This is a genomic window from Pseudomonas sp. NFX5, from assembly GCF_049132125.1.
GTDB lineage: Bacteria > Pseudomonadota > Gammaproteobacteria > Pseudomonadales > Pseudomonadaceae > Aquipseudomonas > Aquipseudomonas marginalis.
The window spans coordinates 313,654-329,781 of record NZ_JAFMZG010000035.1 but is presented as its reverse complement, the minus strand read 5'-3'; the positions used below and the strand labels follow the sequence as shown (position 1 = coordinate 329,781).

The 16,128-nt window shown below is 61.7% G+C and carries 13 protein-coding genes; 8 read left to right on the top strand and 5 right to left on the bottom strand.

The annotated features are described in order from the left end of the window. Positions 1 to 3: 3 nt before the first annotated feature. Entirely contained in the window at positions 4 to 570 is a 567-nt protein-coding gene (locus J1N02_RS26075; protein WP_043293246.1) for a sarcosine oxidase subunit gamma, read from the top strand. On the opposite strand, the gene J1N02_RS26070 is transcribed toward J1N02_RS26075, so the two are convergent. Continuing rightward, a complete protein-coding gene (locus tag J1N02_RS26070) occupies positions 558 to 1,964 on the bottom strand; it encodes a purine-cytosine permease family protein (RefSeq protein ID WP_027603570.1) in 1,407 nt (468 codons plus the stop codon). The two genes, J1N02_RS26075 and J1N02_RS26070, sit on opposite strands and share 13 nt — an antisense overlap. A 322-nt stretch (positions 1,965 to 2,286) precedes the next feature. On the opposite strand from J1N02_RS26070, the gene J1N02_RS26065 reads away from it, so the two are divergent. Both J1N02_RS26065 and J1N02_RS26060 read left to right on the top strand, forming a co-directional pair. Next, positions 2,287 to 2,772: a flavin reductase family protein gene (locus J1N02_RS26065; protein ID WP_092359108.1), complete on the top strand. Its 486-nt coding sequence runs from the start codon at positions 2,287 to 2,289 to the stop codon at positions 2,770 to 2,772. Positions 2,773 to 2,966: 194 nt separating this feature from the next. After that, the gene (locus J1N02_RS26060) at positions 2,967 to 4,010 is read left to right on the top strand and encodes an LLM class flavin-dependent oxidoreductase (RefSeq protein WP_108574591.1); all 1,044 of its coding nucleotides are present in this window, start codon (positions 2,967 to 2,969) and stop codon (positions 4,008 to 4,010) included. A gap of 28 nt (positions 4,011 to 4,038) precedes the next feature. On the opposite strand, the gene J1N02_RS26055 is transcribed toward J1N02_RS26060, so the two are convergent. Both J1N02_RS26055 and J1N02_RS26050 read right to left on the bottom strand, forming a co-directional pair. After that, positions 4,039 to 5,259: an MFS transporter gene (locus J1N02_RS26055; protein ID WP_108574590.1), complete on the bottom strand. Its 1,221-nt coding sequence runs from the start codon at positions 5,257 to 5,259 to the stop codon at positions 4,039 to 4,041. Continuing rightward, positions 5,256 to 5,930: an RraA family protein gene (locus J1N02_RS26050; protein WP_421147977.1), complete on the bottom strand. Its 675-nt coding sequence runs from the start codon at positions 5,928 to 5,930 to the stop codon at positions 5,256 to 5,258. Before J1N02_RS26050 ends, J1N02_RS26055 begins: the two co-directional genes overlap by 4 nt. Before the next feature lie 313 nt (positions 5,931 to 6,243). Here J1N02_RS26050 and J1N02_RS26045 point away from each other — a divergent pair, with 313 nt between their 5' ends. The 4 genes from J1N02_RS26045 (at position 6,244) to J1N02_RS26030 (ending at position 12,095) form a co-directional block, all read left to right on the top strand. Continuing rightward, positions 6,244 to 7,221: a hydroxyacid dehydrogenase gene (locus J1N02_RS26045; RefSeq protein ID WP_108574613.1), complete on the top strand. Its 978-nt coding sequence runs from the start codon at positions 6,244 to 6,246 to the stop codon at positions 7,219 to 7,221. Between the two features lie 82 nt (positions 7,222 to 7,303). Beyond that, positions 7,304 to 8,629, top strand: a complete 1,326-nt coding sequence (locus J1N02_RS26040) for an MFS transporter (RefSeq protein WP_027603564.1) — start codon at positions 7,304 to 7,306, stop codon at positions 8,627 to 8,629. Positions 8,630 to 8,730: 101 nt separating this feature from the next. After that, a complete protein-coding gene (locus tag J1N02_RS26035) occupies positions 8,731 to 9,477 on the top strand; it encodes an IclR family transcriptional regulator (protein ID WP_027603563.1) in 747 nt (248 codons plus the stop codon). Positions 9,478 to 9,686: 209 nt separating this feature from the next. Further along, positions 9,687 to 12,095, top strand: coding sequence for a glucose/quinate/shikimate family membrane-bound PQQ-dependent dehydrogenase (locus J1N02_RS26030; RefSeq protein WP_108574588.1), 2,409 nt, complete (start codon positions 9,687 to 9,689; stop codon positions 12,093 to 12,095). Positions 12,096 to 12,182: 87 nt separating this feature from the next. Here the strand turns inward: J1N02_RS26030 and J1N02_RS26025 are convergent, their stop codons facing one another. Together J1N02_RS26025 and J1N02_RS26020 are read right to left on the bottom strand one after the other, a co-directional pair. Then, positions 12,183 to 12,854, bottom strand: coding sequence for a hypothetical protein (locus J1N02_RS26025; RefSeq protein ID WP_133822149.1), 672 nt, complete (start codon positions 12,852 to 12,854; stop codon positions 12,183 to 12,185). A 189-nt stretch (positions 12,855 to 13,043) separates the two neighbouring features. Continuing rightward, positions 13,044 to 14,270, bottom strand: coding sequence for a XylR family transcriptional regulator (locus J1N02_RS26020; RefSeq protein WP_421147976.1), 1,227 nt, complete (start codon positions 14,268 to 14,270; stop codon positions 13,044 to 13,046). A gap of 139 nt (positions 14,271 to 14,409) precedes the next feature. Between J1N02_RS26020 and xylA the strand changes: the two genes are divergently transcribed. Then, positions 14,410 to 15,726, top strand: a complete 1,317-nt coding sequence (gene xylA / locus J1N02_RS26015; protein ID WP_092359118.1) for a xylose isomerase — start codon at positions 14,410 to 14,412, stop codon at positions 15,724 to 15,726. The last annotated feature ends 402 nt before the right edge of the window (positions 15,727 to 16,128 follow it).

The following is a 16,128-nucleotide window of genomic DNA, read 5'->3' as shown; positions in this document are numbered from 1 at the left end:
GCCATGACCAGTCTGAAAGCCCACGAATTGTTCACGCCGCCCTGCCAACTGCAGGACCAGACCGACCTGCCCCGGGTCGGCTTTCGCGGCGCACAAAGCGCCGAGTACCTTACCGCGCGCGGCTTCACGTTGCCGGGCGCGCCCAACCAAGCCAGCGCACAAGCGGACGGCAGCTGGGTGGCGCGCCTGTCGCAGAACGAATACCTGGTGCTGGGCAGTCCGCAGGATCAGGGGCAACGGATTGCCGATGAAGAAGCGCGTTGGGAACTGGACCACCGCGCCAATTACCTGCTGCCGCGCCAGGACAGCCATGCCTGTGTGCGACTCAGCGGGGGCGTGATTGCGCAGGTGATGGCCAAGCTGTGCGGGGTTGACTTGAGCGACCCGGCGTTCAAGCCCGGGATGGTGGCGCAGACGTCAGTGGCGCGGGTCAATGCGATTGTCATCCACACAGGGAGTGTGGAGCTGCCGGCGTTTCATATCCTCTGGGATCGCGCCTCGAAGGAATACTTCGAGGGCACGTTGCGGGATGCGTTGGAGGAGTTCGGCGGAGTGGCTCAGTCGGTGTAGCCCAACCGCACCGCCCTGATCTTCCGGGTGTGTTGACGTGTCGCCAGGCAGTAATACAACGGGCACGTCACCACCAGTCCCATCAGCCACGACAGGTCCGCGCCTTCCACCAGGTTGGCCCACGGCCCCACATACAGCGACGTATTGGCAAACGGCAGTTGCACGATGATGCCGATGCAGTACGCCACGATTGCATGCAGGTTGAAACGCCCATACACCCCGCCATCCGCCTGGAAAATCGAGGCAATGTCATAGACCCCGCGCTTGATGATGTAGAAGTCGATCAGGTTGATCGACGCCCACGGCACCAGCACCAGCAACAGCGCGAGGATCAGGCCGATGAATTGCGAGATGAAGTCCGCCGACGCGCCCAACGCCACCACGCAGCAACCGGCCAGGACCACGCCCGACAGCAGCACGCGCACCTTGATGCTCGGGGTCCAGTGGCTGGCGAAGGTCTGCACCGAGGTGATGATCGACAGCACCGCGCCGTACAGATTCAGGGCGTTGTGGCTGATGATATTGAGCAGGAACAGCACCATCAGGATCGGCCCCAGCCAGCCGGTGGCTTGCTTGACCGCGACCATGGCTTCGGTGCCTTCGGGCGTGGCCAGTGCGGCTACCAGGCCAAAGGCGAAGGACAGGATGGTGCCGAGGGTGGCGCCCAGGTAGGTCGCAATGAACGGCCGGGTGATGCCAATATCCGCCGGCAGGTAGCGCGAGTAGTCGCTGGTGTAGGGCGAAAAGCTGATCTGCCAGATCACCCCCAGCGACACGGTGGCCAACCAGCCAGCGGCGTTGAAGCCGCCACGGGTCAGGAAATCTGCCGGCAGGTCATGGGCGAAGATGTAGATAAAACCGGCCAGCAACGCGCTGCCCATCACCCAGGTGCCGATGCGGTTGAGGCTATGGATAAAGCGGTAGCCGATCACTCCGATCGCGGTGGCGCTGAGGGCGCCGATCAGGATGCTCGCCGGCACCGGCACCGACGGCACGATGCCGACGATGGACTTGCCGGCCAGGACGATATTGGAGATGAAAAAGCCGATGTAGATCAGCGCGGCAAAGAACACGATCAGCAGCGCGCCGTAACGGCCGAACTGGCCACGGCTCTGCACCATCTGCGGGATGCCCATGCGCGGGCCCTGGGCTGATGCGAGGGCAATCACGATGCCGCCGAGCAGATGCCCGAGGGCAATCGCCAGCAGCCCCCACGCCAGATTGAGATGGAACACCTGGGCCACCATGGCACCGGTGACAATCGGCAGCGGTGCGATGTTGGTGCTGAACCATAAGGTGAACAGGTCGCGGGCCTTTCCATGGCGCTCTGCGAGGGGGACGTAATCGACCGTGTGATGCTCGATCAGGGGGTCTTGCCGGGACATCTGGGGCATGGAAATGAACTCGCGTTTGTCTGATCTTATAGTTGTTTGACGCCACACCGGGGGAGCTCTCTGGCCGCCCCTCAGATGAACACCATATTATGGTATTCCAACATTTTCACAAGGCTGATCCGTAGTTTCAGCGCCCATCTGATCCGCAAGTGTGCCACAGGGCACCCCGTTATTTCCTGCCATGGCGCCCGTATTTATTGGCTATTAGACCCAGCCTTGACGTTCATCGGGCGACTGAAAAAGCGGTTGCATCGATTGTATTACGGTATACCATCAGACCTACAAACCCATAAAAACCGCTTTATCCGCAGAGGACCGCCCCATGATCGATGCCGCTATCTACAAACAAGTGATGGGTTCGTTTCCGTCCGGGGTCACCGTGATCACCACGCTCGATGACGACGGGCAAATCGTCGGGTTGACCGCCAGTGCCTTCAGCTCGTTGTCCATGGACCCGGCCCTGGTGCTGTTCTGCCCCAACTACAGCTCCGACTCGTACCCGGTGTTGATCAAGAACAAACGCTTTGCCATTCATGTGCTTTCCGGTGGGCAGCAAACAGAAGCCTATGCCTTTGCGCGCAAGGGCAAGGACAAGGCCCAGGGCATTGAATGGACCCTCAGTGAGTTGGGCAACCCGATCCTGGCGAATGCCACGGCGGTGATCGAGTGCGAGTTGTGGCGCGAATACGAAGGCGGCGATCACGCGATCATGGTCGGCGCAGTGAAGAACCTGATCGTGCCCCGGCAGAACGCCGGGCCACTGGTGTATTGCCACGGCAAGATGGGCGCCCTGCCGCTGCCGGCCTGAGCCCCTCCCACAGTTTGATTGCAGGTGTCAGCCCGGTAACCGGTTGAGAGAAAAATTTTGCGGACATTCCGTATTATGGTATACCAATAATCAATCCGCCGAACCGCCGTCATCACTGGCAGGCTTCACATTGGCGAGAGCACTTAAGGGCCCGCAGTCGACAGGCCGATCACAATAGATCCGAGGTAAGCGTCATGAAGTTTTCCCTGTTCGTACACATGGAACGTTGGGACGAAAGTGTCAGCCACCGTCAGTTGTTCGAAGACCTGACTGAACTGACCTTGATGGCGGAGGCTGGCGGTTTCAGCACCGTATGGATTGGCGAACACCACGCCATGGAATACACCATCTCGCCAAGCCCGATGCCGCTGCTGGCTTACCTCGCGGCCAAGACCACCACCATTCACCTGGGTGCCGGCACCATCATCGCGCCGTTCTGGCACCCGTTGCGAGTCGCCGGTGAATGCGCCCTGCTCGATGTGATCAGCAACGGGCGCATGGAAGTCGGCCTGGCCCGTGGCGCTTACCAGGTAGAGTTCGACCGCATGGCCGGCGGCATGCCCGCCTCCAGCGGCGGCCAGGCGCTGCGCGAGATGGTGCCGGTGGTGCGTGCGTTGTGGAAAGGCGACTACGCCCACGACGGCGACATCTGGAAATTCCCCACCTCCACCAGCGTGCCCAAGCCGATCCAGCAGCCCAACCCGCCGATGTGGATCGCCGCCCGCGACCCGGACTCGCACAACTTTGCGGTGGCCAACGGCTGCAACGTGATGGTCACGCCGCTGATGAAGGGCGACGAAGAAGTCCTCGACCTGAAAAACAAATTCCAGGCCGCCCTCGACAACAACCCCGGCGTACCACGCCCGCAACTGATGGTGCTGCGCCACACCCACGTGCATGCCGCCGATGATCCGGACGGCTGGAAAATCGGGGCCAAGGCGATCTCGAAGTTCTATCGCACCTTCGATGCCTGGTTCGGTAATAAAGAGGTACCGGTGAATGGCTTCCTGGCACCGAGCCCGGAAGAAAAATTCGCCGCCCGCCCGGAGTTCGAACTGGACAGCCTGCACAAGACCGCGATGATCGGCACCGCCGAAGAAATCATCCCGCGCATCCGTTACTACCAGGAGCTGGGCGTGGATGAGTTCAGCTTCTGGTGCGACAACAGCCTGCCCCATGCCGAGAAGAAGAAGTCGTTGGCGTTGTTTATCGAGCAGGTGGTGCCGGCGTTTCGTTGAGAGACACGCGGCGCAGGCGTGGTTGCTGTCAACCACGCCTGCGGCTGATGTACCCACTGACACCCTGATAAACCCCCAGCAACAGCCCCGCCAGCAGCAATGTCCATTGCACGCTCAGCGCCGCCGCCAGCAGGCCGGCCAACAATCCGCCGATGGCTTCAAAGCCGAAACGCATGGCGATATAGAACGCAATCACCCGGCCGCGCAACGCTTCCGGCGCCGCGCTTTGCAGGGTCATATTGCTGCTGACATTGCTCACCGTGATGCCGAAGCCCAGCCCGGCAAGCGCCGCCAGGGTGAACCACAGCGGCGGGTTGGCCGCCACCGCGCACAGCGACACCGCACACACCAGCGTGCCGAGCACGATAATGCGGCCCAGGTTCGAAGCACTGCCGGCAAACGCCAGGAAGATCGTGGCCACAAACGCACCGGCACCGGCTGCGCCCCACAGCCAGCCGAGGGTTTGCGCATCGCCGCTGAACGCATGCTTGGCCAGGATCGGCAGCAGTACGGTGTAGCAGGACGCCAACAGGTTGACCATCACCACACTGACCAGCAGCCGCCGAATCGCCAGGGTGGTCCACAGGTAGCGCAGACCTTCGCGGAAAATCTCCCCGGTAGACCCTTGGGCCCTGGCCTGCGCTCGGCTTTGCACCCTGCCCAGGCCGATCAGCAACATACCGAACGCGATGGAAGTGAGCACAAAGCAACCGGCCTCGCCGCTCCAGTTGATCAGCAAGCCGGCCAACGGCGGGCCGATAAAGCGTGCGGCATTGATCAGCATCGCGTTGAGCACAAGGGCGTTGGGCAGGTCTTTGGGCTCATCGACAAAGCTCGCGATCAAGGCTTGGCGCAGCGGCGTTTCCAGGGCGTTGAGCAAACCCAGCAGAAGCGCCATGGCGATGATCACTTCACGGCCCATCCACTGCTGCCAGGTCAGCACGGCCAGGGCCAACGATTGCAGGGCCAGGGCGGCCTGCACCGCCATCAAAAGGCGGCGTTTGTCATGGCGGTCGGACCAGGCGCCCGCCAGCGGTCCCACCAGCAGCTGAGGCAACAGCGTCAGAAACGCAATCGCCCCCAGCAGCACGGCCGAGCCCGTCAAGTGATAGGCGAGCCAGGACAGCGCGACCTGTTGCACCCACTTGCCCAGGGTGGAAAGGCCCTGGCCGACAAAGTAGATCTGGAAATTTCGATGGCGCAGCGCGCGCACAGGCGCCGGCCAACGGGAGTGGGAAGCAGGATTCAAATAAACTCGCAGCCCTTTTGTGTGAGCGATTTCAGGACCCAGGTGCGGTCGTTCTCGCCCAGCGCGATCTGTTCAAGCTGCTTCTGTTCAGCGGCATGCTTGGCGTAGGCGCGATCATACACCTCGCCGACCTGATCGAAGGGCACGCAGATCAAGCCATCTTCGTCACCCTTCACCAGATCTCCCGGTTCGATCACCATGCCCGCCAAGGCAATCGGTACGTTCACCTCGCCCGGGCCGTCCTTGTACGGGCCGCGATGGGTGATGCCGGCGGCAAACACCGGGAAGTCACCGGCACCGATACTCGCCGCATCGCGAATGGCGCCATTGATCACAATGCCGGCCACGCCTTTCTTGATCGCGTACGCCACCATCATTTCGCCGATCAGTGCGTTGCTCAAGTCGCCGCCGGCGTCGACCACAATCACGTCGCCAGGCTGGGCGATATCCAGGGCGTAATGCAGCATCAGGTTGTCCCCAGGCCGCGCTTTGACGGTCAGCGCCGGCCCCACCAGCACGCCCTGGTGGTGCATCGGTTGCAGGGCGGCGCCACCGGCGGTCATGCGGTTCATCGAATCGCTGATATTGGCGACGGGCATTGTCCGGTACCGCTCGACCCACTCGGCAGCGACTTTACGTTGCTGCTTGAGCACTCTGAATCCGATGGACATGGGGCATTCCTCTTGTGGTTTTTATTAAGCGTGAAAATTCATGAAATGAAATGGCATTTCGAAATTAACACTGCAATTTAAAACTGACAAGACTCACCCACAGCGGCTTCGGCACATGAAAAACGGTTTAAGGCTGAATAAATCCCTTAACTCGTTGAATAACACGGGGTTGCACGCATGCACTCAACCGTTTCGCGCAAATCAACAAAAATTATTTATTGCAACGCCATTTCATTATGTTAGGTTTCGAGCACTGTTGAGCGACATCACGAACCGCCAACTGCACACAGATAAGAAAACCAAGGTGCGCCAAATGACCCGAACTCTCCTGCTGACCGGCCCGCAATTAACTGCCGAAGCCATGGCCCACGCCGCCGCCCATGGCGTGCGCGTAATCCCTACCACCCCGTATGCCCCGGTCGACGAACTCACCGCGATCATTGCCCGCGAACAGCCGGACGCAATCATCGTGCGCCAGGGCAAACTGACCCGGGACATGATCAATGCATCGCCCGCGCTGAAGATCATCGCCAAGCACGGCGTGGGCTACGACACCATCGACATCGCCGCCGCCGCTGAACGCGGCATCCCCGTCACCATCGCCCTGGGCGCCAATGCGCAATCGGTGGCTGAGCATGCCCTGGCGCTGATGTTCAGCGTCGCGCGCCAGACTGCCCTGCTCGATGCGCGCATGCGTGACGGCCATTGGGACAAAGCGACCGCCGTGGGCATCGAGCTGTCCGGCAAGACCCTGGGCCTGGTGGGCCTGGGCGCTATCGGGCGAATCCTGATGGAACTGGTAACGCCGCTGCGCATGACCATCAAGGTATTTGATCCCTACTTGAGCAACCTGCCCGACCTGCCGAATGTCGAGCGCGCCGAGGACTTCGATGCCTTGCTGACGAGCTGCGATATCATCAGCCTGCATTGCCCGCTGACCGAGCAGAACCGCAACCTTTTCGGCGCGGCGCAGTTCAAGCGCATGCGCCCAGGCAGCCTGTTGATCAACACCGCACGCGGCGAACTGATCGATACCGAAGCGCTGGTGCAGGCGCTGAGCACCGGCCAGATCGCCGGCGCCGGCCTCGACACCTTCAACCCCGAACCGCCACCCACCGACTCAGCGCTGTGGGGCCTGCCGACCCTGGTCGCCACCCCCCACGTAGGCGCCAACACTGCCGAGGCGCGCGATCGCGTGGGCCTGCTGGCCGTGCAACAGATCATCGACTTCTGGGACGGCTGCGCACCGGAGCCGCGTTCGGTGGTCAACCGCCACCTGTTCGCACACTGATTGAACGCCCATCGCCCGGCCTTCACCCAAGGAAGGTCGAGCTCATTACGCTTCTCCAAAAAAAACAAAATGGGAGAGAGTCATGCCTATCAGTTCTACCGACATCAGCGCGATCGAGCGCTCAACCATGCGCAAGGTGGCGTGGCGACTCCTGCCGTTCCTGATCCTTTGCTACCTGCTGGCGATCATTGATCGCGGCAATATCGGCATGGCATCCCTGCAGATGAACCAGGACCTGGGCCTTACACCGGCGATCTTCGGCTTTGCCAGCAGCCTGTTCTTCGTGTCGTATTTCCTGGTGGAAGTGCCAAGCAACCTGGCGCTGCAACGTTTCGGCGCACGGGTGTGGATTGCGCGGATCATGATCACCTGGGGACTGATTTCCGCCGGCACCGCGTTTGTGACCGGAGCCAATTCGCTGTACGTGATGCGTTTTTTGCTGGGTGCGGCCGAAGCAGGCTTCTTCCCGGGCGTGCTGCTGTACCTCACCTACTGGCTGCCAGCGGCATACCGTGGACGCATGGTCGCTATCTTCATGGTCGCCATTCCCGGCGCCAACTTCATTGGTTCGCCGCTGTCCGGCCTGTTGCTGAGCCTGGACGGCTGGTTCGGCATGCGCGGCTGGCACTGGCTGTTCATCATCGAGGGCATCCCCGCCGTACTGCTGGGCATCGCCTGCCTGTTCGTACTCACCGACCGCCCCGAACAGGCCAAGTGGCTGAGCAACGAACAACGCAGCTGGCTCACCGGCCGCCTGGACGAAGAGCGCAGCCGCAAGACCGCCATCGGGCATATCTCGCTGTGGAAACTGCTGCGCCACAAGCACATTTGGGTACTGGCACTGATCTACTCCGGGGCGTCGGCGGCCGGCAGCACCATGAGCGTGTGGGCGCCGCAATTGCTCAAGACGTTTGACCTGAACAACCTGGAAATCGGCCTGGTCAATGCCATTCCCTACGGACTGGCTTCGGTGCTGATGATTCTGTGGGGACGCAGCTCCGACAAGAGCGGTGAACGCCGCTGGCACACCGCGATGACCTTGCTGCTGATCACCGCCGGTTTGCTGCTCGCACTGGTCACCTCCTCGCTGGTGGCGACGGTGTTCATGCTGTCCATGGTGTTGATCGGGGCGTACTCAATGAAGGGGCCGTTCTGGGCGCTGGTGTCGACCTGGCTCTCGTCCTCCACTGCCGCCGCCGGTCTGGCCGCCGTGGGCGCGATGGCCAATCTGATTGGTGGCGGCATCATGGTGAATGTGTACGGCACCATTCACCACGCCACCGGCAGTTACGCCCTGGCCCTGTTGCCGCTGGCGGCGCTGTGTGCCGCCGGTGCCGTGATGGTGCTGCTGATGGGGCGCAGGCAGATGCGGGATTTGAGCGGCACAGGCGAACTGATCGCCCGGTAACGCGCTGAAATCGCTGTACGCTCAATCGCTTGGCATTGCTCCCTGCGGGCAATGCCAGTATTTTGCAGCGTACCCGCCCCCCCCCCTTCAAGGAGCCCCCCATGGTAAAAACACGCCCACGCCCCGCCGTCACCGGAGTTGCTTCGGCTGATCGGGTGCTGACCGTGCTCACCGCCTTCAAGATGGGGGACACGGCCCTGGAACTGGCCGAGCTGGCCGCGCGCACCGGGCTGATCAAGAGCACCATCATGCGCCTGATGGTGTCACTGGAAGACCACGGCCTGATCACTCGCCTGGCGGACGGTCGCTACCAGCTGGCGACCGAGATCATGCGCTTGAACACGGTGTACCAGGACGGCCTCGACCTTGAGCGCCATATCACCCCGCTGCTGCATCGCCTGACCCAGGAAACCGGCGAAACAGCTTCATTCTATGTGCGCCACGGCGCCTACCGAATGTGCCTCTACCGGGTCAACTCCCCGCATCACCTGCGCTTGCACCTGCAACCGGGCGACACCCGCCCCATGGACGGTGCAGCCGGTGCCGAAGCGTTACGCACGCCGTATTCGCTGGCGGCGAAGATGATCAAGCCGTTGTTTTCCCATGGCGCCACCGACCCCCACGCCGCGTCGATGGCATTGCCGATCTTCGGCCCAGGGGAAAACCTGATCGGTGCCCTGGTGCTGTCCGGCCCGGCCAGTCGCCTGACCGCCGAGCAGGCGCAGACATTGCACCCCCTGTTCCAGCAGGCCGCCGTCGAGTTGACGCGCAGCCTGGGGGGCGACGCACTGGAGGATGGGGAAACTGCGCAGAAAAAACCTCGCGGCAAAAAACCAGCCGAGGCGTAAAACCAAACCCACCCCGTATGTGGCAACCCGCTTACGCGCTGCCACATATTGCCCAAGGCGTGCCTACACTTCAGTGACACGCGCGACATTTAGCCCCAGCCCATCATCGCAGCACCTGTAATAGTCTATTGCAGGACTCTAATGTACTAACCAGTTAATTATCTTGCTAAAATCGCGTCTTTGCCCTCTCTCACTCGAGTCCTTTCGACATGAAACGAGCATCGCGCGCCACTGGCGTCTCTAGATTCCTACTCTTGGGCCTGGGCGTAATCATCGCCCTGCTCGGCCTCGCGCTGGCCGTTGGCGGCGCCAAACTGGTGAGCCTCGGTGGTTCCTGGTACTTCCTGGTCGGCGGCGTGGCCATGGCGGTTTCCGGCCTGCTGATTGCCCGGCAAAAAACCGCAGGTGCATGGCTGTTCGCGGCTTTCCTGATCGGCACGGCCATCTGGGCGGTGGCGGATGTGGGCCTGGTGTTCTGGCCGCTGTTCTCGCGGCTGTTCATGTTCGCGGTCATCGGCCTGGTAGTGGCGCTGGTGTATCCGCTGCTGGCCGGCCGGCCCGCGCGCGGTGCCTATGGCGTTGCCGCCGTATTGGCGGTGGGCGTGGCGGTGGCGGCGGGCAATATGTTTGTCGCCCACCCCAGCGTCGCCCCGACCGGTGCAGGCCCAGGCATCACGCCCGTGGCCGCGGCCGACGCGCAGAAGGACTGGGCCCACTACGGCAACACCGAAGGGGGCAGCCGCTTCGCCGCGCTGGACCAGATCAACCGCGACACTGTCGACAAGCTCAAGGTGGCCTGGACGTATCACACCGGTGACGTGGCCCTCAGCGACGGCAACGGCGCCGAAGACCAGCTCACGCCCCTGCAGATCGGCAACAAGGTGTTTATCTGCACGCCCCACAACAACCTGATCGCCCTCGACGCCGACACCGGCAAAGAGCTGTGGAAGAACGAAGTCAACGCCAAGTCGGCGGTGTGGCAGCGTTGCCGGGGCATGGCGTATTTCGACGCCACCGCGCCGATTGCCCAGCCTACCCAGCCCAACAGCTCGCCGATCATCGCCGCCAGCGTTCCAGCCGGTGCGCAGTGCCAACGCCGCTTGCTGACCAACACCATCGACGCGCGCCTGATCGCCGTGGATGCCGACACCGGCAAATTCTGCGAAGACTTCGGCACCCACGGCCAGGTGGACCTGAAAGCCGGCCTGGGCAATGTGCCGGACAGCTACTACCAGCTGTCGTCCGCGCCGTTGATCGCCGGGACTACCGTAGTGGTGGGCGGCCGCGTCGCGGATAACGTCCAGACCGACATGCCCGGCGGCGTGATCCGTGGCTTCGATGTGATCAGCGGGCAAATGCGCTGGGCCTTCGACCCGGGCAACCCGGAAGACAAACAGGCCCCGACCGGCGACAAGACCTACGTGCGCAGCACCCCAAACAGCTGGGCGCCGATGTCCTACGACCCGTTGATGAACACGGTCTTCCTGCCGATGGGCAGCTCGTCCACCGACATCTACGGCGTGGAACGCACCCCGCTCAACCATAAATACGGCGCGTCCGTGCTGGCGCTGGATGCCTCGACCGGGGCTGAAAAGTGGGTGTACCAGACCGTCCACAATGACCTGTGGGACTTCGACCTGCCGATGCAGCCGAGCCTGATCGACTTCACCCCACCGGGCAGCGACAAGGCGGTACCGGCGGTGGTGATTGGCACCAAGGCCGGGCAGATCTATGTACTCGACCGCGCCACCGGCACGCCGCTGACCGAGGTCAAGGAAGTACCGGTCAAGGCCGCCAACATTCCAAACGAGCCTTATTCGCCGACCCAGCCCAAGTCTGTGGGCATGCCGCAGATCGGCGCGCAGACCCTGAGCGAGTCGGACATGTGGGGCGCCACCCCGTACGACCAGTTGCTGTGCCGCATCGACTTCAAGGGCATGCGCTACGACGGCCTGTACACTGCGCCGGGCACGGATAAATCCCTGAGCTTCCCGGGTTCCCTGGGTGGCATGAACTGGGGCAGCATTTCCACCGACCCGGTGCATGGCTTTATCTTTGTCAACGACATGCGCCTGGGCCTGTGGATCCAGATGCTGCCGTCGCAGAACAAGGCCCAGTCTTCGTCCGGTGGCGAAGCGCTGAACACCGGCATGGGCGCGGTCCCGCTCAAGGGCACGCCGTATGCGGTGAACAAAAACCGCTTCCTGTCGGTGGCCGGCATTCCGTGCCAGGCGCCGCCGTTCGGCACCCTCACCGCCATCGACATGAAGACCCAGAAAGTCGCATGGCAAGTACCGGTCGGCACGGTTGAAGACACCGGCCCCCTGGGCATCCGCATGCACCTGCCGATCAAGATCGGCCTGCCGACCCTCGGCGGCACGCTGTCGACCCAGGGCGGCCTGATCTTTATCGCCGGCACCCAGGACTTCTACCTGCGCGCTTTCAACAGCGGCAACGGCGATGAAATCTGGAAGGCCCGCCTGCCCGTCGGCAGCCAGGGTGGCCCGATGACCTACGTGTCGCCGAAAACCGGCAAGCAGTACATCGTGATCACCGCCGGCGGTGCGCGCCAGTCCACCGACCGTGGCGACTACGTGATCGCCTACGCCCTGCCATAACCCCCTCCTGGCGCGGTGCCCCGGTACCGCGCTGTCTGGACTGGATCGCTCTTCGAGCAAGCAATGCTCGCGTTCAAGTGCAGGCGGTCACCTCTGGACCGTATTCGCATCATTGTTTCTATCGGTCGTTATCAAAAGATAAACAGCTACCAGGAAACAGTACGCAAGCATCACCAGAGCACCCAACACCAAAATGCCATATCGGGCCATGCTCGCTTCAAACCCTATGAAATCCTCATACACCCGAACTTGCGCAACGCCGTCACTGTAACCGATGTACACGTCCTGCTCTTTTAGCGTTTTTAAATCACCCTGAAAATGAATCCAGAGCGTGTACACACCGTTTTGCACAATCGAAGGAATGACAACACTGCTGACCGGATCAGGCATCACCGTATCAGAGCGCGAATCATCCCTGATCTGGACCAGTCCCTTTGCAGGCAGCTTGATGTGTACATCCTTGATGACCTTGCTGCCGCTGTTCCTCAGCGTAATCAACAGGCTTATGGGGTAATTGTCCGGCCCTTTTTCGAACGGCGCATCGAGTAGCGCGAGGTAAGGCGCCTGGCTCAGGTTGACCATTTTATCGATCTGTTCATGGCTGAGCGCACCGTCGCCAATGCGCTTGATGCTGTCATACAAATCGGCGTACTTGAGCTTTTCAGCAGTACTGCCTAAACGCTCAGAGAATTGACGGGGTGCACTTTCATACCGGTAGGACAGATCAGCCTCGAGCTTAGTGTCATCCTTGAAAGCCACGTATATCCCGGTAATTGATCCCAGACCCGTCACTAGGGCCAACAGAAATTTTCCAACGTTTCCCCAACTCAATGTAATGCTTCCTTATTGATCATCCTGGCGTACTCACTCACCGTTTGAGCGTGCCAAGTTCCGCTACGCAGAGCAAGCGAACAGGTTGCACTTGCACACGGACAGCAGCCTAGCGAGCTAAATGACACTGTGGTTGAACGTTGTGGATGATTGCGACGCAGGCATCGTCCCCCCCGCGCCCTGCTGATACTCGCGGGGCGTGCAGCCAAACTCTCGCCGAAACACCGTATGCAGGTACTGCGCCGATTTGAACCCGCACTTGGCGGCAATATCGGCAATCGCCAGTTCGTGGCTTTCCAGGCCCTTGGCGGCGGCGGCGAGTTTGAAGCGCAGGATCTCGTCATGCACGCTGCAGCCGCGTACCTTGCGAAAGTGCGCTTCCAGGGATGAACGCGACACGCCGACATAGGCCGCCACCTGCGCGGTCTTGATGCCCTGGCAGGCGTACTGGCGGATAAACAGCAGCGCCTGCATCACGTACGGATTACCCAAGGGTTGATGCAGGCTGGAGGCCTGAACGTTGATCGCCTCCGGCGGCACCAGGACCTGCGTGCCCAGGCACGGTTTGCCGTGCAGCATCTGGTGCAGCAAGGCGGCGGCCGTGCGCCCCATGGTTTCCGTGCCCTGGATCACCGAACTCAGCGGCACCCGCGTGAGGGTGCGGGTCAGGGGGTCGTTGTCGATGCCGATCAACGCCACTTGCTCCGGCACGGCGATGCCGGCAGTCAGGCAGGCTTGCAGCAGTTGCCGGGCGCGGGCATCGGTGACGGCGATGATGCCGATGGGCTTGGGCAGGCTGTGCAGCCAGGCAATCTGCTGTTCCACCGCGCTGTCCCACAACGGCGCGCTGGTGCCCAGGCCGCGATACACCTCGACGTGCAAACCATCCCGTTGCAGCAGGCGGCGAAAGGCTTTTTCACGCTCCTGGGCCCAGCGATTGGCCTGGGCCTCGGGCAGGCTGAAACAGGCGAATCGAGTCAGGCCAGCTTCGATCAAGTGTTCGTAAGCCAACTTCATCAATGCGTGGTTATCGGTCGCCACATAGGGAATGCCCTTGGGATAGGCGCGCGCGTCTTCATAGGAGCCACCCACCGCCACCACCGGCAACGTGCTGTCGGCCAACGCTTCGCCGATCAGCGGGTCGTCGAAGTCGGCAATGATGCCGTCGCCCTGCCAGCGCTCGATGCCTTTGAGCCGGCATAGAAAGTCCTCTTCCAGGAACAAGTCCCAAGACGCGCGGGTGCTGCTCAAGTAATTGCCAATACCGGCGATGATGCCGCGGTCATAGATTTTGCTGCCGTTGAACAACAGGGCAATACGGTGCACGGGCGGTAGGGTTTTCATTGTTTTTGTCCTCGGGCCTGTGGCAACAGACTAGCCCTCGCCGGTCAAAATCGCACTACACCTTGGTGATTTTCATAATCAGCGGGCCCGGTGCCGTTGCTAGTATCCAGACACCGCCAAGAACAATAAGGAAAACGCCATGCCGTACTTCCCCGGTGTCGACAAGGTTCGCTTCGAAGGCCCCAGCAGCGATGCCCCCCTCGCCTTTCGCCATTACGACGCCAACAAGCTGATCCTCGGCAAACCGATGCGCGAGCACCTGCGCATGGCCGCGTGTTACTGGCACACCTTCGTGTGGCCCGGCGCCGATATGTTCGGCATGGGCACCTTCAAGCGCCCGTGGCAGCGCAGCGGCGAGCCGATGGACGTGGCCATCGGCAAGGCAGAGGCGGCCTTCGAGTTTTTCTCCAAGCTGGGCATCGACTACTACAGTTTTCACGACACCGATGTGGCGCCGGAAGGCAGTTCGCTCAAGGAGTACCGCAACCACTTTGCGCAGATGGTCGATCACCTGGAGCGCCATCAGGAACAGACCGGCATCAAGTTGCTGTGGGGCACCGCCAACTGCTTCAGCAACCCGCGTTTTGCCGCCGGTGCCGCCAGTAACCCGGACCCGGAGGTGTTTGCCTACGCCGCTGCCCAGGTGTTCAGCGCGATGAACGCCACGCTGCGACTCAAGGGCGCCAACTATGTGCTGTGGGGCGGCCGTGAAGGTTATGAAACCCTGCTCAACACCGACCTCAAGCGCGAGCGCGAACAGCTCGGGCGCTTTATGCGCATGGTGGTGGAGCACAAGCACAAGATCGGCTTCAAGGGCGACCTGCTGATCGAGCCCAAGCCCCAGGAGCCGACCAAGCATCAGTACGATTACGACAGCGCCACGGTGTTCGGCTTTTTGCATGAGTACGGCCTGGAGCATGAAATCAAGGTGAATATCGAGGCCAACCACGCCACCCTGGCCGGGCACAGTTTCCATCACGAGATCGCCACCGCCGTGTCCCTGGGCATCTTCGGCAGCATCGACGCCAACCGGGGCGACCCGCAGAACGGCTGGGACACCGACCAATTCCCCAACAGCGTCGAGGAGATGACCCTCGCCACCTATGAAATCCTCAAGGCCGGTGGCTTCAAGAATGGCGGCTACAATTTCGACTCCAAGGTACGCCGCCAGAGCCTGGACGAGGTCGACCTGTTCCACGGCCATGTCGCCGCCATGGATGTACTCGCCCTGGCGCTGGAACGTGCGGCGGCCATGGTGCAGAACGACCGGCTGCAGCAGTTCAAGGACCAGCGCTATGCCGGCTGGCAGCAGCCGCTGGGCCAGGCCGTGCTGGCCGGTGAGTTCAGCCTGGAGTCACTGGCCGAACACGCGTTTACCCACCAACTGAACCCGCAGGCCGTGAGTGGTCGGCAGGAGATGCTGGAGGGGGTGGTCAACCGGTTTATTTATCGGTGACAGTGTGGCGAGCGGGTTTGTTGTGATGAGCGGGGTTGGTGTGGTGAGGGGCTTATTGTGGTGAGGGGGCTTATTGTGGTGAGCGGGCTTGCCCCGCGCTGGGGCGCGAAGCGGCCCCATTGCAGGCGATGTGTTTTTAGCTGACACACCGAGGTGCCTGGGTTTGGGGCTGCTTCGCAGCCCAGCGCGGGGCAAGCCCGCTCACCACAACAAGCCTGCTCACCACACCAAACCCATTCACCACAATAAGCCCGCTCACCACACTAAACCCATTCACCACGACAAGCCCATTCACCACAAAAGTCCTGTTCACCACAAAAGCCCGGCTTGCCACAACACGCCGGTTAGCCACACCTACAGTGTTCGCCTAGAGTCTTCACCCAGTGTCTTTCCAACAACAAT